Source organism: Kocuria sp. (assembly GCF_030536815.1).
In the GTDB taxonomy this organism is placed as follows: Bacteria; Actinomycetota; Actinomycetes; order Actinomycetales; family Micrococcaceae; genus Kocuria; species Kocuria gwangalliensis.
Genome location: NZ_JAUNPE010000019.1, coordinates 1 through 20812 on the forward strand (window position 1 = coordinate 1; position 20812 = coordinate 20812).

The window sequence follows — 20812 nt, forward strand, 5'->3', positions numbered from 1 at the left end:
TTCTTGGTATCAACAAACTAGGCACACTATTGAGTTGACAAACAACAAACCACACGGCGGATCTCAGCGATCCTGTCGTTGGTTGAAATTTTCGCTGCCCGCTGCGAACCTCTCGGTTTCACTCGGAAGCAACTTTTCTATCGTAGTACCTTCTGTTTCGGCGTGTCAACTTGACGTTCCAAGTCTGTTCGCTTCCACTGCGGGTAGCTGTCGATTCCGCATGAACAAGGCGCAGGAACAACCTGTGCTGATCTTTACGGGATGTTCACCGCTGCGTTGGCTTTTCGGCCTTGCCCGCGGCGACTCGGACTACATTACACACGGATCGGCACCCGCGCAAAGCCTCTGCTGGAACCGCGCGACTGCGCGGGTTTCAGCGGACGGTGACCGCTGCGAGGTTCTTCTTACCCCGGCGCAGCAACGCGAACCGGCCGTGCAACAGGTCGCCGGTTTCCAGGGCGGCCTCGGCGTTGGTGACCTTTTGGTTGTTGACCGACACGCCACCCTCCTTGACCGTGCGGCGTGCGGCGGACTTGGACTCCGAGAGCCCCGTTGCCACGAGGAGATCAATGATCGTGGTCTGATCCGCGTCGACTTCAGCGTGCGGGAGTTCAGCGGTGACCGAGGCCAGAGTTTCCTCGTCGAGGTCGGAGAACTGTCCTTTACCGAAGACGGCAGCCGAGGCGGCAATGGCCTTACGCGTGGCTTCTTCACCGTGAACCAGCGTATTGACCTCGTGGGCCAACGCCTTCTGCGCTTCACGCCGGTACGGCTTGTTCTGCGTGAGGCGAGCGAGCTCTTCGATTTCTTCTCGACTGCGGAAGGTGAAGACCTTGAGGCGGTCCACCACATCTGCGTCCGCGGTGTTGAGCCAGAACTGGTAGAACGCGTACGGCGAGGTGAGCTCGGGGTTCAACCAGATCGCGTTGCCCTCGGACTTGCCGAACTTGGTGCCGTCCGAGTTGGTGATCAGCGGGGTACCGATGGCGTGGACGGTGGCGCCCTCGACCTTTCGTACCAGTTCGGTACCCGACGTCAGGTTTCCCCACTGGTCGGATCCACCGGTCTGCAGCACGCAGTCGTACTCGCGGTACAGGTTCAGGAAGTCCATACCCTGCAGGATCTGGTAGCTGAACTCGGTGTAGGAAATACCCTCGTCCGAGTTGAGTCGCTTGGCGACAATGTCCTTCTTGATCATTGTGCCCACGCGGAAGTTCTTGCCGACGTCCCGCAGGAAATCAATGGCGGACAGCCGCGAGGTCCAGTCCAGGTTGTTGACCATGCGCGCGGCGTTGTCCCCTTCGAAGGAGAGGAACCGCTGAACCTGTTCGCGCAACAGCTCGACCCACTCGGCCACGGTCTCGCGGGAATTCAGCACTCGTTCGGAGGTCTGCCGCGGATCACCGATCAAGCCGGTGGAACCACCGACCAACCCGATGGGGTTGTGCCCGCCCAGCTGCAGACGGCGCAGCAGCAACAACTGGACCAGGTGACCCAGGTGCAAAGAGGACGCCGTGGGGTCGAATCCGCAGTAATACGTGATCGGCCCGGATGCGAGGGCCTGCTCAATGGAATGCGGGTCCGTGGACACCTGGATCAGTCCGCGCCAGTTCAACTCCTCCCACAAGGAATCGAAGGTCGGATCGTTGTGCTGCATGCTCAAATCGGTGGTTGACACGAGGACCAAGTTATCAGTCCTGCGCCGGCGAGTGGGTGTGGTCCAGGCCCACTGGCATGCCATGCGCGGCCACCATGTACAGGCGCTGGGTGGGTCGTGTCATGGCCACGTACAGATTGCCCACTCCCCCGGCCGGGTCATTGGCAATGTCCGCTGGTTCCACGACCACCACGGAATCGAATTCCAGCCCCTTGGCGTCCCACGGGGTGAGCAGCATGATCTGGCGATCCAGCCGTCGCATCCCCGCGGCGACCAGCCCCGGGAACGCCTGATCAAGTGCGCCGGCCACGGCTGCAATCGCGTCACCCGGGCACACGACACCGATCAGTCCTCCCTCGACCAGCTCGAGCTCCCCGCGCAGTTGCTCGACCACGGCGTCGGCCACTTCTTCTCGCCCGGCGACGTTAATGAGAACGGGATCCTCCCCGTCACGAACCGCACGCGGGTCCGACACTCGCAGGCCTGCCGCGCGGGCAACGCGCACCGCGGCGTCGGCAATGGGCTGAGGCGTGCGGTAGTTGACCGTGAGTTCCTCCAGGCAGAAGCGATCCCCCACGAACGGTTCCAACGCGCCCTCCCACGTGGTTGCCGCGGCGGCATTACCCGCCTGGGCGATGTCCCCGACCACCGTGAACGATTTCATGGGGCATCGGCGCATGAGAACGCGCCACTGCATGGCGGACAGTTCCTGCGCCTCGTCCACGACCACGTGGCCGTAGGCCCACGTCCGGTCCGACGACGCCGCTTCGGCCGCGGTCATGCGCCGTACCGGTTCCTCGTTCAACGTGGTCAATTGGTCCACCGTGATGATGCCCTGGGCCCCGATGTCCTCGAAGCCCTCCGCCATGGTGGCGAGCACCTTCTCCGCGGACTCGGCGGCTTTGCGCTGTTCGGCGGCCTGGCCCCGCAGCTTGATGCCCGCGGAATCGAAGTCCCCGAGGAGTTCGGCCGCTTCATCGAGCAGGGGAACGTCCGCTGCGGTGAGCGGAGCGTCCGGGGCGCGGAGCAGCTGGGCGATGTGGGCATCACGGAGATCGGGGGCCGCCGATCGCAAGTAGTGCTCCTTGGAGAACAACTGACTCACCAGCTGCTGGGGCGTGAGCGGCAACCACAACAGGTTGAGTGCCACGCGAACGTCCCTCGACTGCCGCAGATCCTCATTGAGGTAAGAACGATCCATGGTGGAACCGGCCTTGTCATTGAGCTGCTGGCCGAGGGTCTCCGCAAGCTGCTTGATGATGGTTTTCACGAACGTCTCGCGCGCCTCGTTGTGGGGCTTACCGGTGGCGCGGGCCCGTTCTCGAGCATGGCGCACCAGCGAGCGCTTGAGCCGCACGGAGTGACCGTCCACGGTGAGCCAGAGGTTCTTCTCCGGAACCTTCTGCCGATCGGCCACGGCGCGCGTGATCACGTCCACCATGTGCAGACCGGATTTCCAGCGCGCCACCCACGGGTCTCGTTCCACCTGTCCGTGCACACCGGGGTACAGGTCTGCCAGCGAGGACATCACCACGCCGGTCTCCCCCAGCGCGGGCAGCACACGTTCGATGTACCACAGGAACGAGGACGACGGCCCCACGATGAGCACGCCCGACTTGGCCAGGCGTTCGCGGTGCTCGTAGAGCAAATAGGCGGCTCGGTGCAGGGCCACCGCGGTCTTACCCGTACCGGGTCCGCCCTGGACCACCCGTACACCCTTGAGTGGCGCGCGAATAATGCGGTCCTGTTCCGCTTGGATCGTGGAGACGATGTCGTTCATGCGACCGGTGCGGGTCTTGTTCAGCGCGGCGAGGAGTGCACCCTCGCCCCTGACGATCTCGTCCTGTTCCACGGCCTCGGTGTCGAAGACGTCGTCCTCGATGGCGGTGACGTCACGCTTTTCCATGATCAGGTGCCGACGCCGCGCGAGCCCCTGGGTGTTGCGCGCGGTGGCCTGGTAAAACGCGCCGGCCTCCCGCGCACGCCAGTCCAGCACCAGGCGTTGGTGGTTCTCGGTGGCCAGGCCCAGTCGACCCACGTAGTGGCGTTCGTCGTCCTCGGTGTCGAGGCGGCCGAAAACGAGGCGTTCATCCACCGATTCCAGTTGCGTCAATCGGTCTTCGTAGTGACTGGCGAACGCATCGCGTTCGGATTTCGCCTGGTGACCGCCGCCGTAATCGCTGCGGCGCACCTTGGAGAGTTCGCGGCCGTTCTCGGCGCGCAACTCATCGAGACGTTCGTACGCCTGTGCAACGTAATCCCGTTCCAGCTCGAGCTGCTGGGCGGTTCTGTCTGACGCGGACTCGGTCACGCAATTCACCTCACGGGGACGAAAACGACCGCCGGTTCCATAACCGGCGGTCGTCAATCCTATCGCGCTCCCGAGACCCAACGTGTCACGGGGAAAAATTCAGACGCGCAGTAGCGCGCGGACCCGGTGGCCGCCCAACTGCGCGCGGCCGCGCAGTGCAGTCAATTCCATGATCACGCCGAAACCCGCCACATTGAACCCGGCGCGGGTCAGCAGCGAGGCCGAGGCGCCCAGGGTCCCGCCGGTGGCCAAGACATCGTCGAGGACGAGCACCCGCGAACCGCGCGGAACGTCATCCGTGTGGATTTCCAGGGTCTCGGTGCCGTATTCGAGGTCGTACTGCTGCGAGATGGTTTCCCGGGGCAGTTTGCCCTTCTTCCGCACGGGAACAATGCCCACACCCGAGGCGTAGGCCACGGCGGAGGCAATCATGAACCCGCGTGCTTCCACACCGGCCACGCAGTCATACTGCCCCCGGAAGGCGTCGACCAAGGCGTCCACCGTTCGCGCGAATCCATCACCGTCCGCGAACAGCGGGGTGAGGTCTCGGAACAACACCCCCGGTTCCGGGTGGTCCGGGATCTTGGCGCACAACCGGTCAATCATCTGCTCTACGGATTCAGTCACCGGACCATCGTATCCGTCGTTGTTACCGCATGAGCCGCTCACGTGGTTGCTACGAGCGGGTTCTTCGTTTCTTGACGGCCGCTTTTCGGTAGGGAGAGACCGTCGGGTCGTGTTTCAGCGCGAATCGCCACGGGAAAGCGTCGGTTCCGCCCTCTCCGGAAACGCCGGTGCGCGCGGTCGTCACGATGTCCAGCTGCCCCGCGCGGTCCGGCAAAAACAGCCCCGTCCAGGGCTTCGGATGCCCGGGGTTCTCGTCCGCGAGACGCTGCGCGGCGAGCACGGGATCCGGGGAGCTACCCAGGTAGCGCAACGGAGCGCCGTCGTCGGAGCGGTTCAGGGCGAGCGCCTGGGCCACGTTGCCCGGCCCCCTGGCCAGCGCCACGTGCGTTGGTTCGGTGGCCCGGAGGGCACTTCGACGACGCCGCGCGGCGTCTTCCCCCACCACGACCTCCCCGGAGCGGATGAGGCAGCCGCCCGCCTGCCCGTCGGGACGACACACCAGGTTGAGCGCATGGTGGAGACCGTAGGTGAAGTACACGTAGAGGTGGGCGGGAGGGCCGAACATCGAGGCGTTGCGGGCCGTTCTGCCGCGATAGGTGTGCGCCCCGGGGTCCGGAAGGTCGGATCCTGTCGGGCCGCCGTAGGCCTCGACCTCGCTCAGCCGCAGCGCCACGGTGGCCTCCGGGTCTGAACGCACCAGGACCGCTCCCAGCAGCGCCGGAGCTGCCGCCGGCGCCGTTGCGGACAAGAGTTCTTCGAGCGGGTTACTCATGGACGTCAGGCGTCAGGAAACAATCGGCGGACGCGACTCGAAGGCCGCCAGTTCGCCCAGCTGGCGCTTGAGCTCGACAAGCTGCTGGGCCACCGCGGCCGGTGCCGTGCCGCCCTGAGAGTTGCGGGAATTCAGGGACCCTTCCACGGTGAGCACCTCGCGCACCTGCGGGCCGAGGTGTTCCGAAATCCGAGTGAACTGTTCGTCGGTGAGCTCCCACAGTTCCATACCGTTCTCCTCGCACACGCGTACGGCGTCGCCGGAGATCTCGTGGGCCTCGCGGAAGGGGACGCCCTGGCGCACGAGCCATTCGGCGACGTCGGTGGCGAGGGCGAAACCCTGCGGGGCCAGCTCGGCCAGGCGTTCGGGGTGGAAGACGAGCGTGCCCATCATCCCGGACACGGCGGGCAACAGGACCTCGAGCTGGTCGATCGCGTCGAAGACCGGCTCCTTGTCCTCCTGCAGGTCGCGGTTGTAGGCCAGCGGCAGACCCTTGAGGGTGGCCAGCAGACCGGTGAGGTCCCCGATGAGGCGACCGGCCTTGCCGCGGGCGAGCTCGGCGACGTCGGGATTCTTCTTCTGCGGCATGATCGAGGACCCGGTGGAGAAGGAATCGTCCAAGGTCACGAACGAGAATTCCTTGGTGGCCCACGTGGTGACCTCTTCGCTCATGCGAGAGATGTCCACGGCGGCCATGGCGGTGACCCACGCGAATTCGGCGTAGACGTCTCGAGCGGCCGTGCCGTCGATCGAGTTGAACACGGCGGAGTCGAAACCGAGCTCGGTGGCGACCGCGTTGGGGTCCAGTCCCAAGGAGGAACCGGCCAACGCGCCGGAACCGTAAGGGGACACGGCCGCACGCTTGTCCCAGTCGACCAGGCGCTGCACGTCGCGCAGCACGGCCCACGCGTGGGCGAGCAGGTGATGGGACAGCAGGATGGGCTGGGCGTGTTGCAGGTGAGTGCGCCCCGGCATGGGTGCGTACGGATAGCGTTCGGCTTGCGAGATCAGCGCTCGCACGACATTCAACAGGTCCTTGGCGATGATCCCCGCGTGGTCGCGCAGGTACATGCGACCCAGCGTGGCGATCTGGTCGTTGCGGGAACGGCCGGCGCGGAGCTTGCCGCCCAGCTGGGGCCCGGCGCGTTCGATCAGGCCGCGTTCCAGGCAACCGTGCACGTCCTCGTCGGAATCGGCGGGAACGTACGCACCGGAACGGACATCGGCCTCGAGCCGATCGAGCGCGGCAATCATGGCGTCCAGTTCTTCCGCCGTCAGCAGTCCGGCGGTGTGGAGCACGCGAGCATGAGCGCGGGAACCCGCAATGTCATAGGGAGCCAACCGCCAGTCGAACTGCGTGGATTTGCTCAGTGCGGCCAGAGCATCCGCCGGCCCGCCGGCGAAACGGCCGCCCCACAGGGCGCCCTCGTTGGTTCCGTGCTGCTGGTGCTGGGCCATGGTGCTCCTTGCTCGCGAGGTGGTGCTCGTTGGGGTTCCGGCCGGCCGTGACGCCAACGGGTCCCGTGCCGACGGTACCGGGGTTCCGGCCGGCCGTGACTGGTCCGGACGTGAATCCGGCCGGGCTCCAGTCTAGGAGCCCGGCCGGTCATGACGCGGCTATGTCGCTTAGTTCTCTCCGGCCAAGCGCTGTTCGCGCTGGGAGGCAACCTTTGACGACATGCCGAACAGCTCAATGAAGCCGCGGGCGTTGGACTGGTCGAAGGAGTCGCCTTCGTCGTAGGTGGCCAGGTTGAAGTCGTACAGGCCGGTGTCCGAACGGCGACCGGTCACGGTGGCGCGACCGGCATGCAGTTCGATGCGGATGTCACCGTTGACGTACTTCTGGGTGTCGTCCACAAAGACGTCCAGGGACTTCTTGAGCGGCGAGAACCACTGACCGTCGTAGACCAGTTCGGTCCAGCGCTGATCCACGGTCTTCTTGAACCGGGCCTGTTCACGCTCGAGGGTCACGTTCTCGAGTTCGCGGTGCGCCGCGATCAGGGTCATGGCACCGGGGGCCTCGTAGATCTCACGCGACTTGATCCCCACCAGGCGGTCCTCGACGATGTCGATCCGGCCCACACCCTGAGCGCCGGCGCGGCGGTTGAGTTCCTGGATCGCCTGCAGCGCGCTCACCGGCTTGTCGTCGATCGCGACCGGGACACCTTCCTTGAAGGTGATGATGAGCTCGTCCGCGGGCGGCGGGAAGGTGGGATCGTCCGTGTAGTCGTAGACGTCCTTGGTGGGACCGTTCCAGATGTCCTCCAGGAAACCGGTCTCCACGGCGCGTCCCCACACGTTCTGGTCGATCGAGAAGGGGTTCTTCTTGGTCGTGACGATCGGCAGGTTGTTCTTCTCCGCGTAGGCAATGGCCTTTTCACGGGTCAGAGCCAGGTCACGGACCGGGGCGATGCACTTGAGATCGGGGCCCAGGGTCTGAATACCGACCTCGAAGCGAACCTGGTCGTTGCCTTTACCGGTGCAACCGTGCGCCACGGTGGTGGCGCCGAACTGCTTGGCCGCCTTGACCAGGTGCTTGACGATCACGGGGCGGGACACGGCAGACACCAGCGGGTACGCATCCATGTACATGCCGTTGGCCTTCAGTGCCGGCATGCAGTATTCCTCGGCGAACTCGTCCCGGGCATCGGCAACGTACGCCTCGACCGCGCCGCAGTCCAGGGCGCGCTGGCGGATGGTCTCCAGATCCTCGCCACCCTGACCCACATCCACGGCCACGGCAATGACCTCAGCGCCCGTGGCTTCACCGATCCAACCGATAGCCACGGAAGTATCGAGACCTCCGGAGTATGCCAACACAACGCGATCGCTCACGGTGCTCTCCTCACTTTGCTGCACGACGAAAGATTTGCGCAGGGACCAGGCCCGCGCCTCAATGCATGACTATACAGCAGTTCTTGTATTTATGCATCGAGGCTGAGTTCGCGCTTGAGGATCTTGCCCGTGGGGCCCTTGGGGAGCTCGTCCAGCACCTTGTAATGCCGGGGGTACTTGTACTTGGCCACGCGTTCCTGGACAAAGGCATCCAGCTCCTTGGTCACGTCCTCGATGCTGCGCTCGCCCAGCGCCTTGGGGTCGAGAACGACGACGGCGCCCACCTCTTCGCCGTGCTTCTCGTCCGGCACACCCAGCACGGCAGCTTCCACCACGCCGGGGAACTGGTACAAGACCTCCTCGATCTCGCGGGGATACACGTTGTAACCGCCGCGCAGGATCATGTCCTTCTTGCGGTCCACGATGTAATACACTCCGTCATCGTCCCGGCGTGCCATGTCTCCGGTGTGGAACCAGCCGTCGCGGATGGCCGCCTCCGTGGCCCCGGGGTTCCGCCAGTAGCCCTTCATCACGTACTTCCCCCGGACCACCAACTCCCCCACGTCGCCGGTCGCGACCGGTTGGTCGTGACCGTCCACGATGTCCAGCTCGGCACCGTCCACCGGGGTTCCGATGGAACCGGGTGTGCGAATTCCGCCGGGCTGATTCAAGGAGACCACCGGTGACGTCTCCGACAACCCGTAACCCTCGTGCACGGTCGTGTTGAACACCCTCTCGAACTTTTCGAGAACCTCAACGGGCATGGGCGAACCGCCCGAGAGAGTGGCCCGCAGGTTGATGCCCTCCACCGCCTCCGGCCCGATCTGATTCACGGCGTGCAGCAGAGCCACATACATACTGGGCACACCCACGAACACGGTGACTTTGTCCCGGCGCAGGATCTCCAGGGCCTTGACCGGGTCGAATCGAGGCAGCAACGTGACGGACGCGCCCGCGGAAACGACTCCGTTGAGCGCGACGGTCTGACCGAACACGTGGAAGAACGGAAGGCCGCCGAATTTCACGTCCTCTTCGGTGAGGGAGAACCCCCTGGCGGACATCGTGGCGTTCGAGCGCAGATTGAGGTGGGTCAGCTCCGCGCCCTTGGGCTTGCCCGTGGTGCCCGAGGTGTAGAGCAGCACAGCGGTGTCGTTGTCTGCTACCTCAGCCACATCGTTGTCGGGTTCCACACCCTGCAGCTTCTGAAGGGTGTCCTGCGCGCCAATGGCCACCACCGGGATGTCACCGGCGTCCTTGGCGGCCTGCTGACTGGCCTCGATCATGGCCTCCCACGTCAACACCGCGGAAACCTCGGCGTTGGTGAAGTGGTAGCTGAGCTCTCGCGGGGTCAACAGCGGGTTGAGGGGGACCACGATGGCCCCGATCCGCAAAATCGCGTAGTACAGCACGGGCATGTGGGGAACATTGGGCATGACCATGGCCACGCGGTCACCCGGCGTGATCCCTTGCGCCTTGAGCATTGCGGCCGCCCGCGCCGACAGGTCGTTGAGTTGCGCGTAGGTGACCCGGGTGTCATCCAGGATGATCACGGGGCGATCGGGGAAACGGTCGGCGGAATCAGTGAGCAGGGTGGCCACATTGGACATGAATAATCTCCCGATAGCTGTAGTGATCTGTGACACATGAGACTGCCAGTATCGGGTAACAGAGTCAATGCGACGCCCCGTGGCCACCGCTATCGTGTCGCAGCGCCATGGGACACTGTCCTGGTGGCACCCGATCCGGGAGACGCCGCGCCATGTCAGATCGTTCAGGAGGAACCGCCCGTGTCCGCATCGGAGAACAACGCCCAGCAACCGCAGTTGAGCGACGAGGAAATCGAATACGTCAATTCCCTCTTCGACGCCGCCCGCGAGGGTAGGAACGACTTCTTGCGAGAAGCACTCGAGGCGGGTGTCCCGGCCAACCTGACCAACGCCAAGGGCGACACGCTGCTGAACCTGGCGGCCTACCAGGAGCAGGAAGAGACCGTGTTCATGCTCCTCGACCACGGTGCGGATACCGAGCGCGTGAGTGACGCGGGGTTCACCGCGTTACTCTGCGCGGTGTTCCGGGGCAATGAGCCCATTACGCGCAGGCTCCTGGAAGCCGGTGCGGGTCAAGCCACGGGTAACCAGCACGCCCAGGATGTGGCCAAGGTGTTCGGGCAGGAGAACCTGTTGCCCGTGCTCCAGGAGTTCGAACCCCGCGAGTCCTGAACACGGCAGACCGGACACCGCGGATCAGCGGGCCATGTCCAGGAATTTCTGCGCCACCGCTCCCCCACCCTGGGGATCCCGGCAGACAATCATGATGGTGTCGTCCCCGGCAATCGTGCCCAGGATGCCCGGGAGTACCGAATGGTCGATCGCGGACGCGAAGTACTGGGCGGCTCCCGGCGGGGTCCGCAGAATGACCAAGTTCGCACTCGCTTCCGCCGTGACCAGCAGGTCCTTGCACAGTCCGGCAAGGCGCGCGTCCAGGGTTTCTCTGGTGATACCGCTCGCGGGTGATCGATCCGCGCCCGCCTGGGGCACCGCGTAGACCAATCCGCCTTCCGGGGAGCGCACCCGCACGGCTTCGAGTTCGACCAGGTCGCGGGACAGCGTGGCCTGGGTGACCTGAACGCCGTCGGCGGCAAGCAAGTCGGCCAGCTCCGCTTGCGAGTGGATGTCCCCGCCGATCACCAGTTCGATGATGCGGGCCTGCCGGGCGGTCTTGGTGGCGGGAATGCTCACTGTCGCCCCCCGGCGCGGCGCAACGAATCGGGCCGATCCGCGGACAGCCCGGAAGAGTCCAACAACCACGTGAGCAGCGCCTTCTGGGCATGCACGCGATTCTCGGCCTCGTCCCACACCAAGGACGCGGGGCCGTCAATAACCTCGGCCGAAACCTCAACACCGCGGTACGCGGGCAGGCAGTGCAAGAACACCGCGTCCTCGGCGGCCTGTGCCATGGCCTCGGTCGTCACGGAATAGGGTCGGAAAATCTCGGCGCGGTCCGCCTTTTCGGCTTCCTGCCCCATGGACACCCACGTGTCGGTGACCACCGCGTGCGCCCCCGCGAGCGCTTCACCCATGTCGGTGGTGACCACCACGGAGCCACCGGTCTCTGCGGCGCGTTCGCGAGCGGCGTCGACAATATCCTGGCTGGGCAGGTGTGAGGCGGGGCCGGCAATGCGCACGTGCATGCCCGCGGTGGCGCAACCGAGCATGTACGAGTTGGCCATGTTGTTGGCGGCATCGCCCACGTAGGTCAGCGTGCGGCCCGTGACGTCCCCGAACCGCTCGCGGAGTGTGAGCAGGTCCGCGAGGATCTGACACGGATGGTAATCATCGGAGAGCCCGTTGATCACCGGCACGGAGCTGTACTCGGCCATCTCCTCCAATCCGGACTGCTCGAAGGTGCGCCACACGACGGCGGCGAGCATGCGGGAGAACACGCGTGAGCTGTCCGCGATGGTCTCCTTATGACCCAGCTGGGACTCCCCCGGGTTGATGATGAGCGGATTGCCGCCCAGGTCTGCTATCCCGGTCGCGAAGGAAACCCTGGTGCGCGTGGAGGTCTTGTCGAAAATGACACCCACGGTTTGCGGCCCGGCCAGGGGACGGCGGCTGAACCGATCGGCTTTCAGTGCCGCGGCCAGATCAAGGACCTGTTCCTGTTCCTGGGGGCTCAGATCGGTATCGACCAGAAAATGACGCAACATGTGGGTTCCTCCTGCGAATGAAAAATGTCTGTTATGGACCGGCGAGCTCGGTGCGGGCATCGTCGATGATGCCGGGAAGAGCCGCGACAAAACTGTCGGTGTCCGCCGCGGTGATGATCAGCGGAGGGGCGAGGCGCACGGTCGCCGGGCCGGTCGCATTGATGATGAACCCGGCCTTGCGTGCCGCGGTGACCACGGCGGGGGCCAGAGCCTGCTCGGGCGAATCCTGGACCAGATCGATGCCGATCAGTAGGCCGTGTTGGCGCACTTCCCGCACGTCGGCCAGGTCGTTCAACCCGGCCGCCAGGTGCGCGCCCACGACCTCGGCGTTGCCCAGCAAACCATAGTTCTTGATGACGCCCAGCGTGGCCGACGCCGCCGCGGTCGCCAGCGGGTTGCCACCGAACGTGGTGCCATGCTGGCCCGCGGCCAGGAGAGTGGAAACCTCCGCACCCACGGTGATCATGGCCCCGATGGGGAAGCCGCCGCCGAGCCCCTTGGCCAGGGTGATGGCGTCCGGGAACTCGCCCTCGGGCAGTTGGGCCGTAGCGGCCAGCCACTGCCCGGTGCGTCCGATCCCGGACTGCACCTCGTCCACGATCAGGAGGGCGCGGTGTTCGCGGGTCAGTTCACGCGCGCGGGTCAGGAACCCCTCGGGCAGAGCATGCACACCCGATTCGCCCTGCACCGGTTCCACGATGAGCGCCGATACGGTGCCGTCCAGTTCCTGCTCGAGCGCCTCGATGGTCGCCGGGATGTGGGTGACTCCCCCGGGCAACGGTTCGAAGGGCGCGCGGTAGGCCGCTTTGGCGGTGAGGGCCAGCGAGCCCATGGTGCGACCGTGGAAGGCGTTCTCCAGCGCCAGCACCCGGGTGCGCGGGGCGCCGTCGGGAGCGGGATGGGCCGCACCGTGCCGGCGGGCGAGCTTGAAGGCCGCCTCGTTGGCCTCGGACCCCGAATTGGCGAAGAAGACGTGTGAGCCCTCGGGCGCGCCGGTCAACTCAAGGAGCTTATGCGCGAGGGAGATCCCCTGCGGCGAGGTGAACAGGTTGGAGATGTGTGCGAGCCTGCCCGCTTGCTCGCTGACCGCAGCCACCCATTCCGGGTGCGCATAACCAATGGAGTTCACGGCAATCCCGCCGAGCAGGTCGAGGTAGCGCTTGCCGTTGGCGTCCCTCACGTGGACGCCCTCGCCCTCGGTGAGCACCAGGGCGGGATCCCCGAAAACGCCCAGCAGGTTGTCCTTGTAGTCCTGAAGCAGGTCGTTCTGTGCGTTGCTCATTACTTGTCTCCGTCCGGGGTGACCTCGGTGCCGATGCCCGTGTCCGTGAAAATTTCCAGCAGTGACGAGTGCGCGGAGCGCCCGTCCACAATGGACGCCCGCGGCACGCCGTTGTCCACGGCGCGCAGGGCCGCCTGCATTTTGGGGATCATGCCGGATTCGAGACTCGGCAGCATGTCCCGCAGCTCGGTGGTGGTCAGTGAGGAAATCAGGGAGGACCTGTCCGGCCAGTTCGCGTAGACACCTTCCACGTCCGTCAGGGCCACGAATTTCTCGGCTCCCAGGGCCACGGCGACCTCGGCCGCGGCGGTGTCCGCATTGACGTTGAGCACCTCGCCCGTGAGATCACCGGAACCGTCCGAGGCGGCCGGATCATCGGCCAGCTCGGGAGCGATCGAGGCGATCACCGGGATTTTGCCGATGTCGATGAGCTGTTCCACGGCCGCCGTATTGACTTTCTCCACCGTCCCCACCAGGCCGAGATCCAGCGGCTGACCGTCGGACCCCGTGCGGATCCTGCGTGCCTGCAACAGACCGGCATCCTCACCGGACATGCCCACCGCGTACGGGCCGTGCGCGTTGATGAGGCCCACGAGTTCGCGTCCCACCTGGCCGGTGAGCACCATGCGGATCACCCCCATGGCCTCGCGAGAGGTCACGCGCAGCCCGTCCTTGAACTCGGACGGGATGTTCAAGGTGGCCAACATGGCGCTGATCTGGGGACCGCCACCGTGGACGACCACGGGTTTGATGCCCACGTGCCGCAGGAAGACCATGTCCTCCGCGAAGGCGCGGCGCAGGTCGTCGTTGATCATGGCGTTGCCGCCGTACTTGAAGACCATGACGGACCCGGCGTAGCGCTGGATCCAGGGCAGGGCCTCCATGAGGGTTTCCGCCTTGGTCTGGGCGGTTTCGTACCTGGTGTTATCGCTGAAACGTGACATGACGGGCGCGCGTCAGCTGGAGTACGCGCTGTTCTCCTCAACGTAATCGTGGGTGAGGTCGTTGCTCCACACCGTGGCCCGGTGATTGCCGGCCTTCAGGTCGATGACGATGTCCACGGCGCGGGCGGCGGCCATGTCCACGTTGTCACGGGAATCTCCGATGGCCCCGTTGCGGCACACCATGACCCCGTTGATGGTCACGTCGATCCGGTCCGGATCGAACTGCGCGTTCGTGGTGCCCACCGCCGAGAGCACCCGGCCCCAGTTGGGGTCGTTGCCGAACACCGCGGTCTTGAGCAGTGCGGAACGGGACACCGTGCGGGAAACGTCCTCCGCCTCGGTCTCGGTGGCCGCCCCCACGGTGGTGATTGCGATGTCGTGGGAGGCACCCTCGGCGTCGGTGATCAGCTGCTGGGCCAGGCTGTGGCACACGGCGGTGAGTGCGCGGGTGAACTCCACCTGGTCCGCGGTGTTCCCGGAGGCCCCTGATGACATGAGAGTCACCGTGTCGTTGGTGGACATGCAGCCGTCCGAGTCCGTGCGATTGAACGTCACGCGGCAGGCCTCGCGCAGTGCGCGGCCCAGGACATCGGAGGGTAATTTTGCATCCGTGGTGATGACCACGAGCATGGTCGCCAACCCCGGCGCGAGCATTCCCGCCCCCTTGGCAATGCCTCCGACGGTCCAGCCGTCTCGCGCGGCACACGCCTGTTTGGAGACGGAGTCGGTGGTCATGATGGCCTCCGCGGCGGCCTTGCCCGCCTCGGGCCCGGCCGCGAGCGCGTCGGTCAACGCCGGGATGCCCGCCCTCATCACGTCCATGGGCAGTTGCTCACCGATCAGTCCGGTCGAACACACGAGGACGTCCCCGGCGCCCACGTTCAGCCGATCGGCCACCAGCTCCGCCGTTTCATGGGTGTTCTGGAATCCCTGGGTACCGGTGCATGCATTGGCCCCGCCAGAGTTGAGGATCACCGCGCGCGAGGTCCCCTGGCGGATGACTTCCCGAGACCAGTGCACGGGTGCGGCGGCCACCCGGTTGGAGGTGAACACGGCCGCGGCGTCGAACTCCGGGCCGTCATTGACCACCAGGGCCAGATCCCTGCCGCCGGAGGCCTTGAAGCCGGCCTCCACACCGGCGGCGCGGAAACCGGCGGCCGCGCACACGCCGTAGGTTGTGTCCACCGTGATGTCGGGAACGGGGTTGTGGGATTCCATGAGATCTCCTGGGGCGTCAAAGGTGAGGTTCGTGGGCACCGTGAGCGCGCGGCGCGGTACGCGCCGCGTCTCGGTGTTGGATCAGGGCGCGAGACCCTGAAGGTGGAGTCCCGCGGTTTCCGGCAGGCCCAGCGCAATGTTGACGGACTGGACGGCGCCGCCGGCGGTGCCCTTGGTGAGGTTGTCCAGCACCACGCTGACGATCAGCCGGTGGGCGTGCGGGTCGACCGCGAGCTGAAGTGCCACGTGATTGGATCCGACCACGGACTTGGTGGTGGGCCACTGGCCCTGGGGCAGCACGTGGATGAACGGCTCGTCCACGTAGGCCTCCCGGTAGGTCTGCAGTGCCGACTCGAGTGTGGTGCCCTCGGCCAACGGCGCGGTGGCGGTGGTCAGGATGCCGCGGGGCATGGGCGCGAGCGTGGGCGTGAACGAGACGCCGACGTCCTGGCCCGAGGCCCAGCCCAGCCCCTGCTCAATTTCCGGTGTGTGGCGATGGCCGCCGCCCACTCCGTACGGGGACATGCTGCCCATCACCTCCGCCCCCAGCAGGTGCGGCTTGGCGGATTTGCCCGCACCGGACGTGCCGGACGCGGAGACGATCACGATGTCGCGCGTGGACACGAGCCCTGCGGCGACCGCCGGTGCCAGCGCCAGCAGGGACCCCGTGGGATAGCATCCGGGAACGGCGATGCGCGTGGCGCCGCCGAGCTTCTCCCGCTGTTTGGCGCCGCTGGGATCGATGATGAGCTCGGGCAGACCGTAGGGCCAATGACCGGCGTGGCCGCCGCCGTAGAACGCGTCCCAGGCCTCGGCGGATTCCAACCGGTGGTCCGCACCGGCATCCACGACCACGGTGTTCTCCGGCAGCTGCGCGGCGATCTCCGCGGACTGGCCGTGCGGGAGGGCCAGGAACACGATGTCGTGACCGGACAGGTTCTTGGGGACGGTCTCGACGACCTCCATCTCCGCCAGCGCATGCAGGTGCGGCTGCAGGGCGCCGAGTCGCTGACCCGCCGTGGAGTGACCGGTCACGGTGGACACGGTGATCTCCGGGTGTCCGGCGAGCAGGCGCAAGACCTCTCCGCCCGCATAGCCGGTGGCTCCTGAAACAGCTGCGGTGTACGTCATACCGGCCAGCATACCGCATGGATATACAGCGTGTTCAATATTTATACATTTTCGCGTGCCGATCCCCCACGAGAGTGAGTGAGGGGGCGCAACCGGGGTTGAACCGATCGGTGTGGAGCGCAAGACTGACCGTAACCATTGACTACCGGCGCTCGCGCCCGGAGGAGACACCGTGAACGACACCATGAAAGCCATCGCCGCACAACAAAGCGGTGGCCCGGACGTCCTACAACCGGCCGACGTGGAGATCCCCCGGCCCGGATCCGGACAGGTCGTGGTGCGCACCGCGGCAACGGGCGTGAACTTCATTGAGACGTACCAGCGCGAGGGCGTGTACTCCGTGGCTCACCCGTTCACTCCCGGCTCCGAGGGCGCCGGCGTGGTGAGTGCCGTGGGTGAGGACGTCACGTCCGTGTCGGTGGGGCAGCGCGTGGCCACCTCGGAGGCCATTCGCACTTACGCGCAGTACTTCGTGGTGGACGCGGAAAAGGCCATGGCCGTTCCGGACGGGATGTCCGATCACGACGCCGCCGCCCTCCCCCTGCAGGGACTCACCGCCCACTACCTGGTGCGCTCCACGTTCGAGCTGGGTCCCGAGCACACGGCCGTGATCACCGCGGCATCCGGCGGCGTGGGCGGGCTCGCCATCCAGCTCATGAAGCGCATTGGTGCCACGGTGATCGCGTTGACCTCCACCGCAGAAAAGGCGGCCACGGCGCGTGAGTTGGGTGCCGATCATGTCCTGGGCTATGACGGTTTCGCGGACAAGGTCCGCGAACTCACGGACGGCCGCGGCGCGGACGTCGTGTACGACTCCGTGGGCAAGAGCACCTTTGACGAGTCGTTGAAGGCCACGCGCGTACGCGGCACGGTGGTGCTCTTCGGCGGCTCGTCCGGTCAGGTTCCGCCGTTCGACATCCAGCGCCTCAATGGTTCGGGTGCGTTGTTCCTGACCCGCCCGTCACTGGCGTTCTACCTCCGTGACGCGCAGGAACGCGCCTGGCGCTGGCAGGAGCTCACGGACGCCGTGGTGGCCGGGGACCTGAAGGTGCGGGTGGGTGGCACCTACCCGCTCGCCGAGGCCGCACGGGCCCATGCGGACCTGGAATCCCGCGCCACACAGGGCAAGCTGCTGTTGCTGCCGTAATCAGGTCAGCGTGCGTGTCGATTGAGGGCGCGCACGCCCCACACCGTGCCCGCAACGGACAGCAATGATAGCGCGGCCAGAACCCCCGCCTTCACCCGCTGACCCGTCACGGTGGAATCGGTGATGCCCGCGCCGTAGCTGCCGGGCTCATCCGTGTCCATGACGCGCAACTGTCCGTCATCCACGGCCAAGAGCGCGTCCACCGCTTGCGGGAAGTCCGAGTCCTGCTGTCCGGTCTCCGTACCGCGGAACGTGATTTGCTCGCCCACCTCGACCTGGGTCGGATCGTTCAACCCGTTGTCGAACGGGTGATCCTTTAGCAGCTCGTTGTCGGGCATGATGCCCGCGTAAATACCGTTGTAATCCTTGGTCACCAGGTCGTGGGTCATGGTCTGGTAGGTGCCGGAAACCACCATGGAGTTCCCGGCCCAGTCCGCGAGCCGTCCCGCCTTGTCGAAGGACAGCAGGGACGCGATGGCGAAAATCAATGCCACCACGACGCCCGCGAGCACGACCAGCACGATGCGCCAACCACCGGCTCTGCTGCGCCGGGGTGGCTCCTGCTCGTCGAAGTCAAAGAACTCGTGGGCGTCGTGTGACAAAAATTCTCCTTTGCTACGTGTCAGCTGCGCAGTTGCGCACCGTGGGCGGACTCGGCCGCGGCCACGGCCGCGTTGCGCGCCTCTGTTGCTTCATCGGCGGTCAGGGTACGGTCCGAAGCTCGGAATCGCATGGCAATCGCCACGGATTTCTTGCCCTCCGCCACACCGGTACCCGAGTACACGTCGAACACGCTGGCCGATTCCAGCAGGTCTCCGGCGCCGCTCTCCACGGTGGCCAGCAGTTGCGCCGCCGGGAGATCACCGTCCACCACGAGTGCCACATCCTGCGTTGCCGCCGGGTAGCCCGAGATCGCCTCCGCCACCACGGACGGGATCTCCCGTTCAATCAATGCCGAGAGGTCCAGTTCCATGACGCACGTGCGCTCCGGCAGATTGTGTGCCGCCACCAGCTTCGGGTGCAGTTCACCGGCCACACCGATGACCGCGCCGTCGGCGGTGCTCAGCACCGCCGTGCGGCCCGGGTGAAATGCCTGGTGCTGGCCCTGTGTGACCGTCAGCTCCACGCCGAGGACGGCGGCGGCGAGCGTCGCGGTGTCCAGGGCGTCCTGCCAATCCAGGCGCCGCGGCGTGACCCAGGGCCCCGCGGCGACGTCGTTGCCCGTGAAGACCGCCGCGAGCTTGCGCGGCTGATCCGGAATGGTCGTATTGAGGCGCGCCAGCTCCGCTTCGGAGGGGCGCTGCCCCAGCGGCGGGATCGGCCGGGTGTCCGGGGTGTAGCCCTCGGGCAAGAACACGTGACCCGATTCGAACAGCGCCAGATCACGGAAACCGCGCGAGTGATTGCGTTTCAGGACCTCGAGCAGACCCGGCAGGATGCTCACGCGCAGCAGAGGCTTGGCCTCGCTGATCGGGTTGGCCAGCTTGACCGACGTCACGGTGACGCCCGCCTCGGTCGAGCCCCACAGGTCGTTCTCGTCCTGGGAGACGAACGGGTAGCTGAGCACCTCCGTGAGCCCAGCAGCGGCCAGCGAGTTGGCCACGCGGCGTCGTGCGGCCTGCCAGCGGGTGAAGCCGCGGCCGGGAGGGGCCACCGGGAGACGATCGGGGATCTTGTCGTACCCGTCCAGGCGGGCGATTTCCTCGACCAGGTCTTCCTTGTCGCTCAGATCCGGGCGCCACGTGGGCGGGGTGACCGTCCAGCCGTCCGCGGTCTCGATGACCTCGGCGCCGATCTCGCGCAGCGAATGCTCGATGGTCTCGGGCGAGTAGTCCACGCCCACGCGAGCCTCGGTGTATCCGGCGGGCAGCTCAATGGTCTCGGGAGCAACCGTCCGGTCGACGTCGGTCACGGCACCCGAATCGGTGCCCCCGGCGAGCTCGACCAGCAGATCGACCACGCGCTGAGCGGCCACCGGAGCGACCTGCGGGTCCACGCCCCGTTCAAAGCGCTTGGATGCCTCCGACGGCAACCTGTGGCGGCGGGCGGTGCGGGCAATCGAGATCTCGTCGAACCGAGCGGCCTCCACCAGAATGCGCGTGGTGGAGTCCGAGACCTCGGTCGTGGCACCGCCCATGACACCGGCCATACCGATGGGACCGGACTCGTCCGTAATGAGCAGATCCTCCGGGTCGAGCTCACGGGTCTTGTCGTCCAGCGTGGTGAGCTTCTCGCCCTGCTGCGCGCGACGCACCGTGATGCCACCCCGGAGCGTGTCCAGGTCGTAGTTGTGGATCGGGTTGCCGTACTCGAGCATCACGTAGTTGGAGATGTCCACGGGCAGGCTCAGGGAACGGATCCCGGCCAACCGCAAGCGCGACGAAAGCCACGGCGGGGTGGGTGCGGACGGATCCACGCCCTCGACCACGCGGGCCACGAACCGGGTGCAGCCGGGGCGGCCGTGGATCGGGGCGTCATCGGCGAGCGTGACCGGGAAACCCGCATCGTTGGCGGCCGGCACCGCGGGTGCCAGCTCGGCCACCGGATCGGTGAACGGCGAGCGCGTGGCATGGCAGTACTCGCGGGCCACACCGCGCAGCGAGAAACCGTAGCCGCGGTCCGGTGTCACGTTGATTTCGGCGGCGGAATCGTAGAGGCCCAGCAGTTCCATGGCGTCCGAGCCCAGTTCCGGGTCCAGGCCCAGGGTGGAGAGCACCAGGATGCCGTCGTGATCGTCGCCAATGCCCAGTTCACGCACCGAGGCGATCATGCCCGCGGAGGTGTGGCCGTAGGTCTTCCGAGCGGAGATCTTGAAGTCACCGGGCAGCACGGCGCCCGGCAGGGTCACCACGACCTTGTCGCCCACGGTGAAGTTGTGCGCACCGCAAATGATGCCCTGCACGCCGGAGGGGTCGATGCCCTTGCCGGTCAGGGTCTGCTCCTGGCCTTCCGGAACCACGCGCACGGTGCACCAGTTGACGGTCTTACCGTTGGAGTGGGTTTCCGGTTCCATGGTGAGCACCTGGCCCACCACAATGGGCCCGGACAGCTCGTCCGTGGGGCGGTGAATGTCTTCTTCTTCCAGGCCCACTTTGACCAGGGTGGCCAGGACGTCCTCGGCGGTCGCGTTCTCGGGTACGGGCGCGTATTCGCGCAGCCATGACAAAGGAACTCGCATG

Annotated in this window: 17 protein-coding genes; 2 read left to right on the plus strand and 15 right to left on the minus strand. The window is 66.1% G+C overall.

Features of this window, described 5'->3' with window-relative positions:
* Positions 1-373: 373 nt before the first annotated feature.
* From tyrS to Q4E95_RS03605, 7 genes are all read right to left on the minus strand, one after another.
* Positions 374-1657: a tyrosine--tRNA ligase gene (gene tyrS, locus Q4E95_RS03575; RefSeq protein WP_303382017.1), complete on the minus strand. Its 1284-nt coding sequence runs from the start codon at positions 1655-1657 to the stop codon at positions 374-376.
* A 34-nt stretch (positions 1658-1691) separates the two neighbouring features.
* Entirely contained in the window at positions 1692-3968 is a 2277-nt protein-coding gene (locus Q4E95_RS03580) for a UvrD-helicase domain-containing protein (RefSeq protein WP_303381999.1), read from the minus strand.
* 99 nt (positions 3969-4067) lie between these two features.
* A complete protein-coding gene (locus Q4E95_RS03585) occupies positions 4068-4595 on the minus strand; it encodes an adenine phosphoribosyltransferase (protein WP_303382000.1) in 528 nt (175 codons plus the stop codon).
* Positions 4596-4644: 49 nt separating this feature from the next.
* Positions 4645-5367: a DNA-3-methyladenine glycosylase gene (locus Q4E95_RS03590; RefSeq protein WP_303382001.1), complete on the minus strand. Its 723-nt coding sequence runs from the start codon at positions 5365-5367 to the stop codon at positions 4645-4647.
* A 12-nt stretch (positions 5368-5379) separates the two neighbouring features.
* Complete coding sequence (gene argH, locus Q4E95_RS03595; protein ID WP_303382002.1) at positions 5380-6825, minus strand: argininosuccinate lyase; 1446 nt, start codon at positions 6823-6825, stop codon at positions 5380-5382.
* 168 nt (positions 6826-6993) lie between these two features.
* Positions 6994-8202, minus strand: a complete 1209-nt coding sequence (locus Q4E95_RS03600) for an argininosuccinate synthase (protein WP_303382003.1) — start codon at positions 8200-8202, stop codon at positions 6994-6996.
* An 89-nt stretch (positions 8203-8291) separates the two neighbouring features.
* A complete protein-coding gene (locus tag Q4E95_RS03605; RefSeq protein WP_303382004.1) occupies positions 8292-9809 on the minus strand; it encodes a long-chain fatty acid--CoA ligase in 1518 nt (505 codons plus the stop codon).
* Positions 9810-9989: 180 nt separating this feature from the next.
* Between Q4E95_RS03605 and Q4E95_RS03610 the strand changes: the two genes are divergently transcribed.
* Positions 9990-10421, plus strand: a complete 432-nt coding sequence (locus Q4E95_RS03610; RefSeq protein WP_303382018.1) for an ankyrin repeat domain-containing protein — start codon at positions 9990-9992, stop codon at positions 10419-10421.
* A 24-nt stretch (positions 10422-10445) separates the two neighbouring features.
* On the opposite strand, the gene Q4E95_RS03615 is transcribed toward Q4E95_RS03610, so the two are convergent.
* The 6 genes from Q4E95_RS03615 to argC form a co-directional block, all read right to left on the minus strand.
* On the minus strand, positions 10446-10940 hold the full coding sequence (locus tag Q4E95_RS03615) for an arginine repressor (protein ID WP_303382005.1): 495 nt from the start codon (positions 10938-10940) through the stop codon (positions 10446-10448).
* Positions 10937-11911, minus strand: coding sequence for an ornithine carbamoyltransferase (gene argF / locus Q4E95_RS03620; protein ID WP_303382006.1), 975 nt, complete (start codon positions 11909-11911; stop codon positions 10937-10939). The genes Q4E95_RS03615 and argF overlap by 4 nt, the downstream gene beginning before the upstream one ends.
* A gap of 31 nt (positions 11912-11942) precedes the next feature.
* The gene (locus Q4E95_RS03625; RefSeq protein ID WP_303382007.1) at positions 11943-13193 is read right to left on the minus strand and encodes an acetylornithine transaminase; all 1251 of its coding nucleotides are present in this window, start codon (positions 13191-13193) and stop codon (positions 11943-11945) included.
* On the minus strand, positions 13193-14137 hold the full coding sequence (gene argB, locus Q4E95_RS03630) for an acetylglutamate kinase (RefSeq protein WP_303382008.1): 945 nt from the start codon (positions 14135-14137) through the stop codon (positions 13193-13195). The genes Q4E95_RS03625 and argB overlap by 1 nt, the downstream gene beginning before the upstream one ends.
* Positions 14138-14149: 12 nt before the next feature.
* Entirely contained in the window at positions 14150-15355 is a 1206-nt protein-coding gene (gene argJ / locus Q4E95_RS03635; protein WP_303382009.1) for a bifunctional glutamate N-acetyltransferase/amino-acid acetyltransferase ArgJ, read from the minus strand.
* An 81-nt stretch (positions 15356-15436) separates the two neighbouring features.
* Positions 15437-16486 carry an N-acetyl-gamma-glutamyl-phosphate reductase gene (argC, locus tag Q4E95_RS03640; RefSeq protein ID WP_303382010.1) on the minus strand — a complete coding sequence of 350 codons (1050 nt, stop codon included), beginning with the start codon at positions 16484-16486 and terminating at the stop codon, positions 15437-15439.
* Between the two features lie 184 nt (positions 16487-16670).
* Here argC and Q4E95_RS03645 point away from each other — a divergent pair, with 184 nt between their 5' ends.
* The gene (locus Q4E95_RS03645; RefSeq protein ID WP_303382019.1) at positions 16671-17633 is read left to right on the plus strand and encodes a quinone oxidoreductase; all 963 of its coding nucleotides are present in this window, start codon (positions 16671-16673) and stop codon (positions 17631-17633) included.
* A gap of 5 nt (positions 17634-17638) precedes the next feature.
* Here Q4E95_RS03645 and Q4E95_RS03650 read toward each other — a convergent pair whose 3' ends face one another.
* On the minus strand, positions 17639-18235 hold the full coding sequence (locus tag Q4E95_RS03650; RefSeq protein WP_303382011.1) for a hypothetical protein: 597 nt from the start codon (positions 18233-18235) through the stop codon (positions 17639-17641).
* Between the two features lie 20 nt (positions 18236-18255).
* Positions 18256-20811 (minus strand): phenylalanine--tRNA ligase subunit beta, encoded by a 2556-nt coding sequence (gene pheT / locus Q4E95_RS03655; protein ID WP_303382012.1) that lies wholly within the window; start codon positions 20809-20811, stop codon positions 18256-18258.
* Between the last annotated feature and the right edge of the window lies 1 nt (position 20812).

What these genes read in the sequence shown, in the direction of transcription:
- tyrS (WP_303382017.1), bottom strand. Translation starts at nt 1,657, where the DNA reads ATGCAGCACAACGATCCGACCTTCGATTCCTTGTGGGAGGAGTTGAAC.
- Q4E95_RS03590 (WP_303382001.1), bottom strand. Translation starts at nt 5,367, where the DNA reads ATGAGTAACCCGCTCGAAGAACTCTTGTCCGCAACGGCGCCGGCGGCA.
- argH (WP_303382002.1), bottom strand. Translation starts at nt 6,825, where the DNA reads ATGGCCCAGCACCAGCAGCACGGAACCAACGAGGGCGCCCTGTGGGGC.
- Q4E95_RS03605 (WP_303382004.1), bottom strand. Translation starts at nt 9,809, where the DNA reads ATGTCCAATGTGGCCACCCTGCTCACTGATTCCGCCGACCGTTTCCCC.
- argF (WP_303382006.1), bottom strand. Translation starts at nt 11,911, where the DNA reads ATGTTGCGTCATTTTCTGGTCGATACCGATCTGAGCCCCCAGGAACAG.
- Q4E95_RS03625 (WP_303382007.1), bottom strand. Translation starts at nt 13,193, where the DNA reads ATGAGCAACGCACAGAACGACCTGCTTCAGGACTACAAGGACAACCTG.
- argB (WP_303382008.1), bottom strand. Translation starts at nt 14,137, where the DNA reads ATGTCACGTTTCAGCGATAACACCAGGTACGAAACCGCCCAGACCAAG.
- argJ (WP_303382009.1), bottom strand. Translation starts at nt 15,355, where the DNA reads ATGGAATCCCACAACCCCGTTCCCGACATCACGGTGGACACAACCTAC.
- argC (WP_303382010.1), bottom strand. Translation starts at nt 16,486, where the DNA reads ATGACGTACACCGCAGCTGTTTCAGGAGCCACCGGCTATGCGGGCGGA.
- Q4E95_RS03645 (WP_303382019.1), top strand. Translation starts at nt 16,671, where the DNA reads ATGAAAGCCATCGCCGCACAACAAAGCGGTGGCCCGGACGTCCTACAA.
- pheT (WP_303382012.1), bottom strand. Translation starts at nt 20,811, where the DNA reads ATGCGAGTTCCTTTGTCATGGCTGCGCGAATACGCGCCCGTACCCGAG.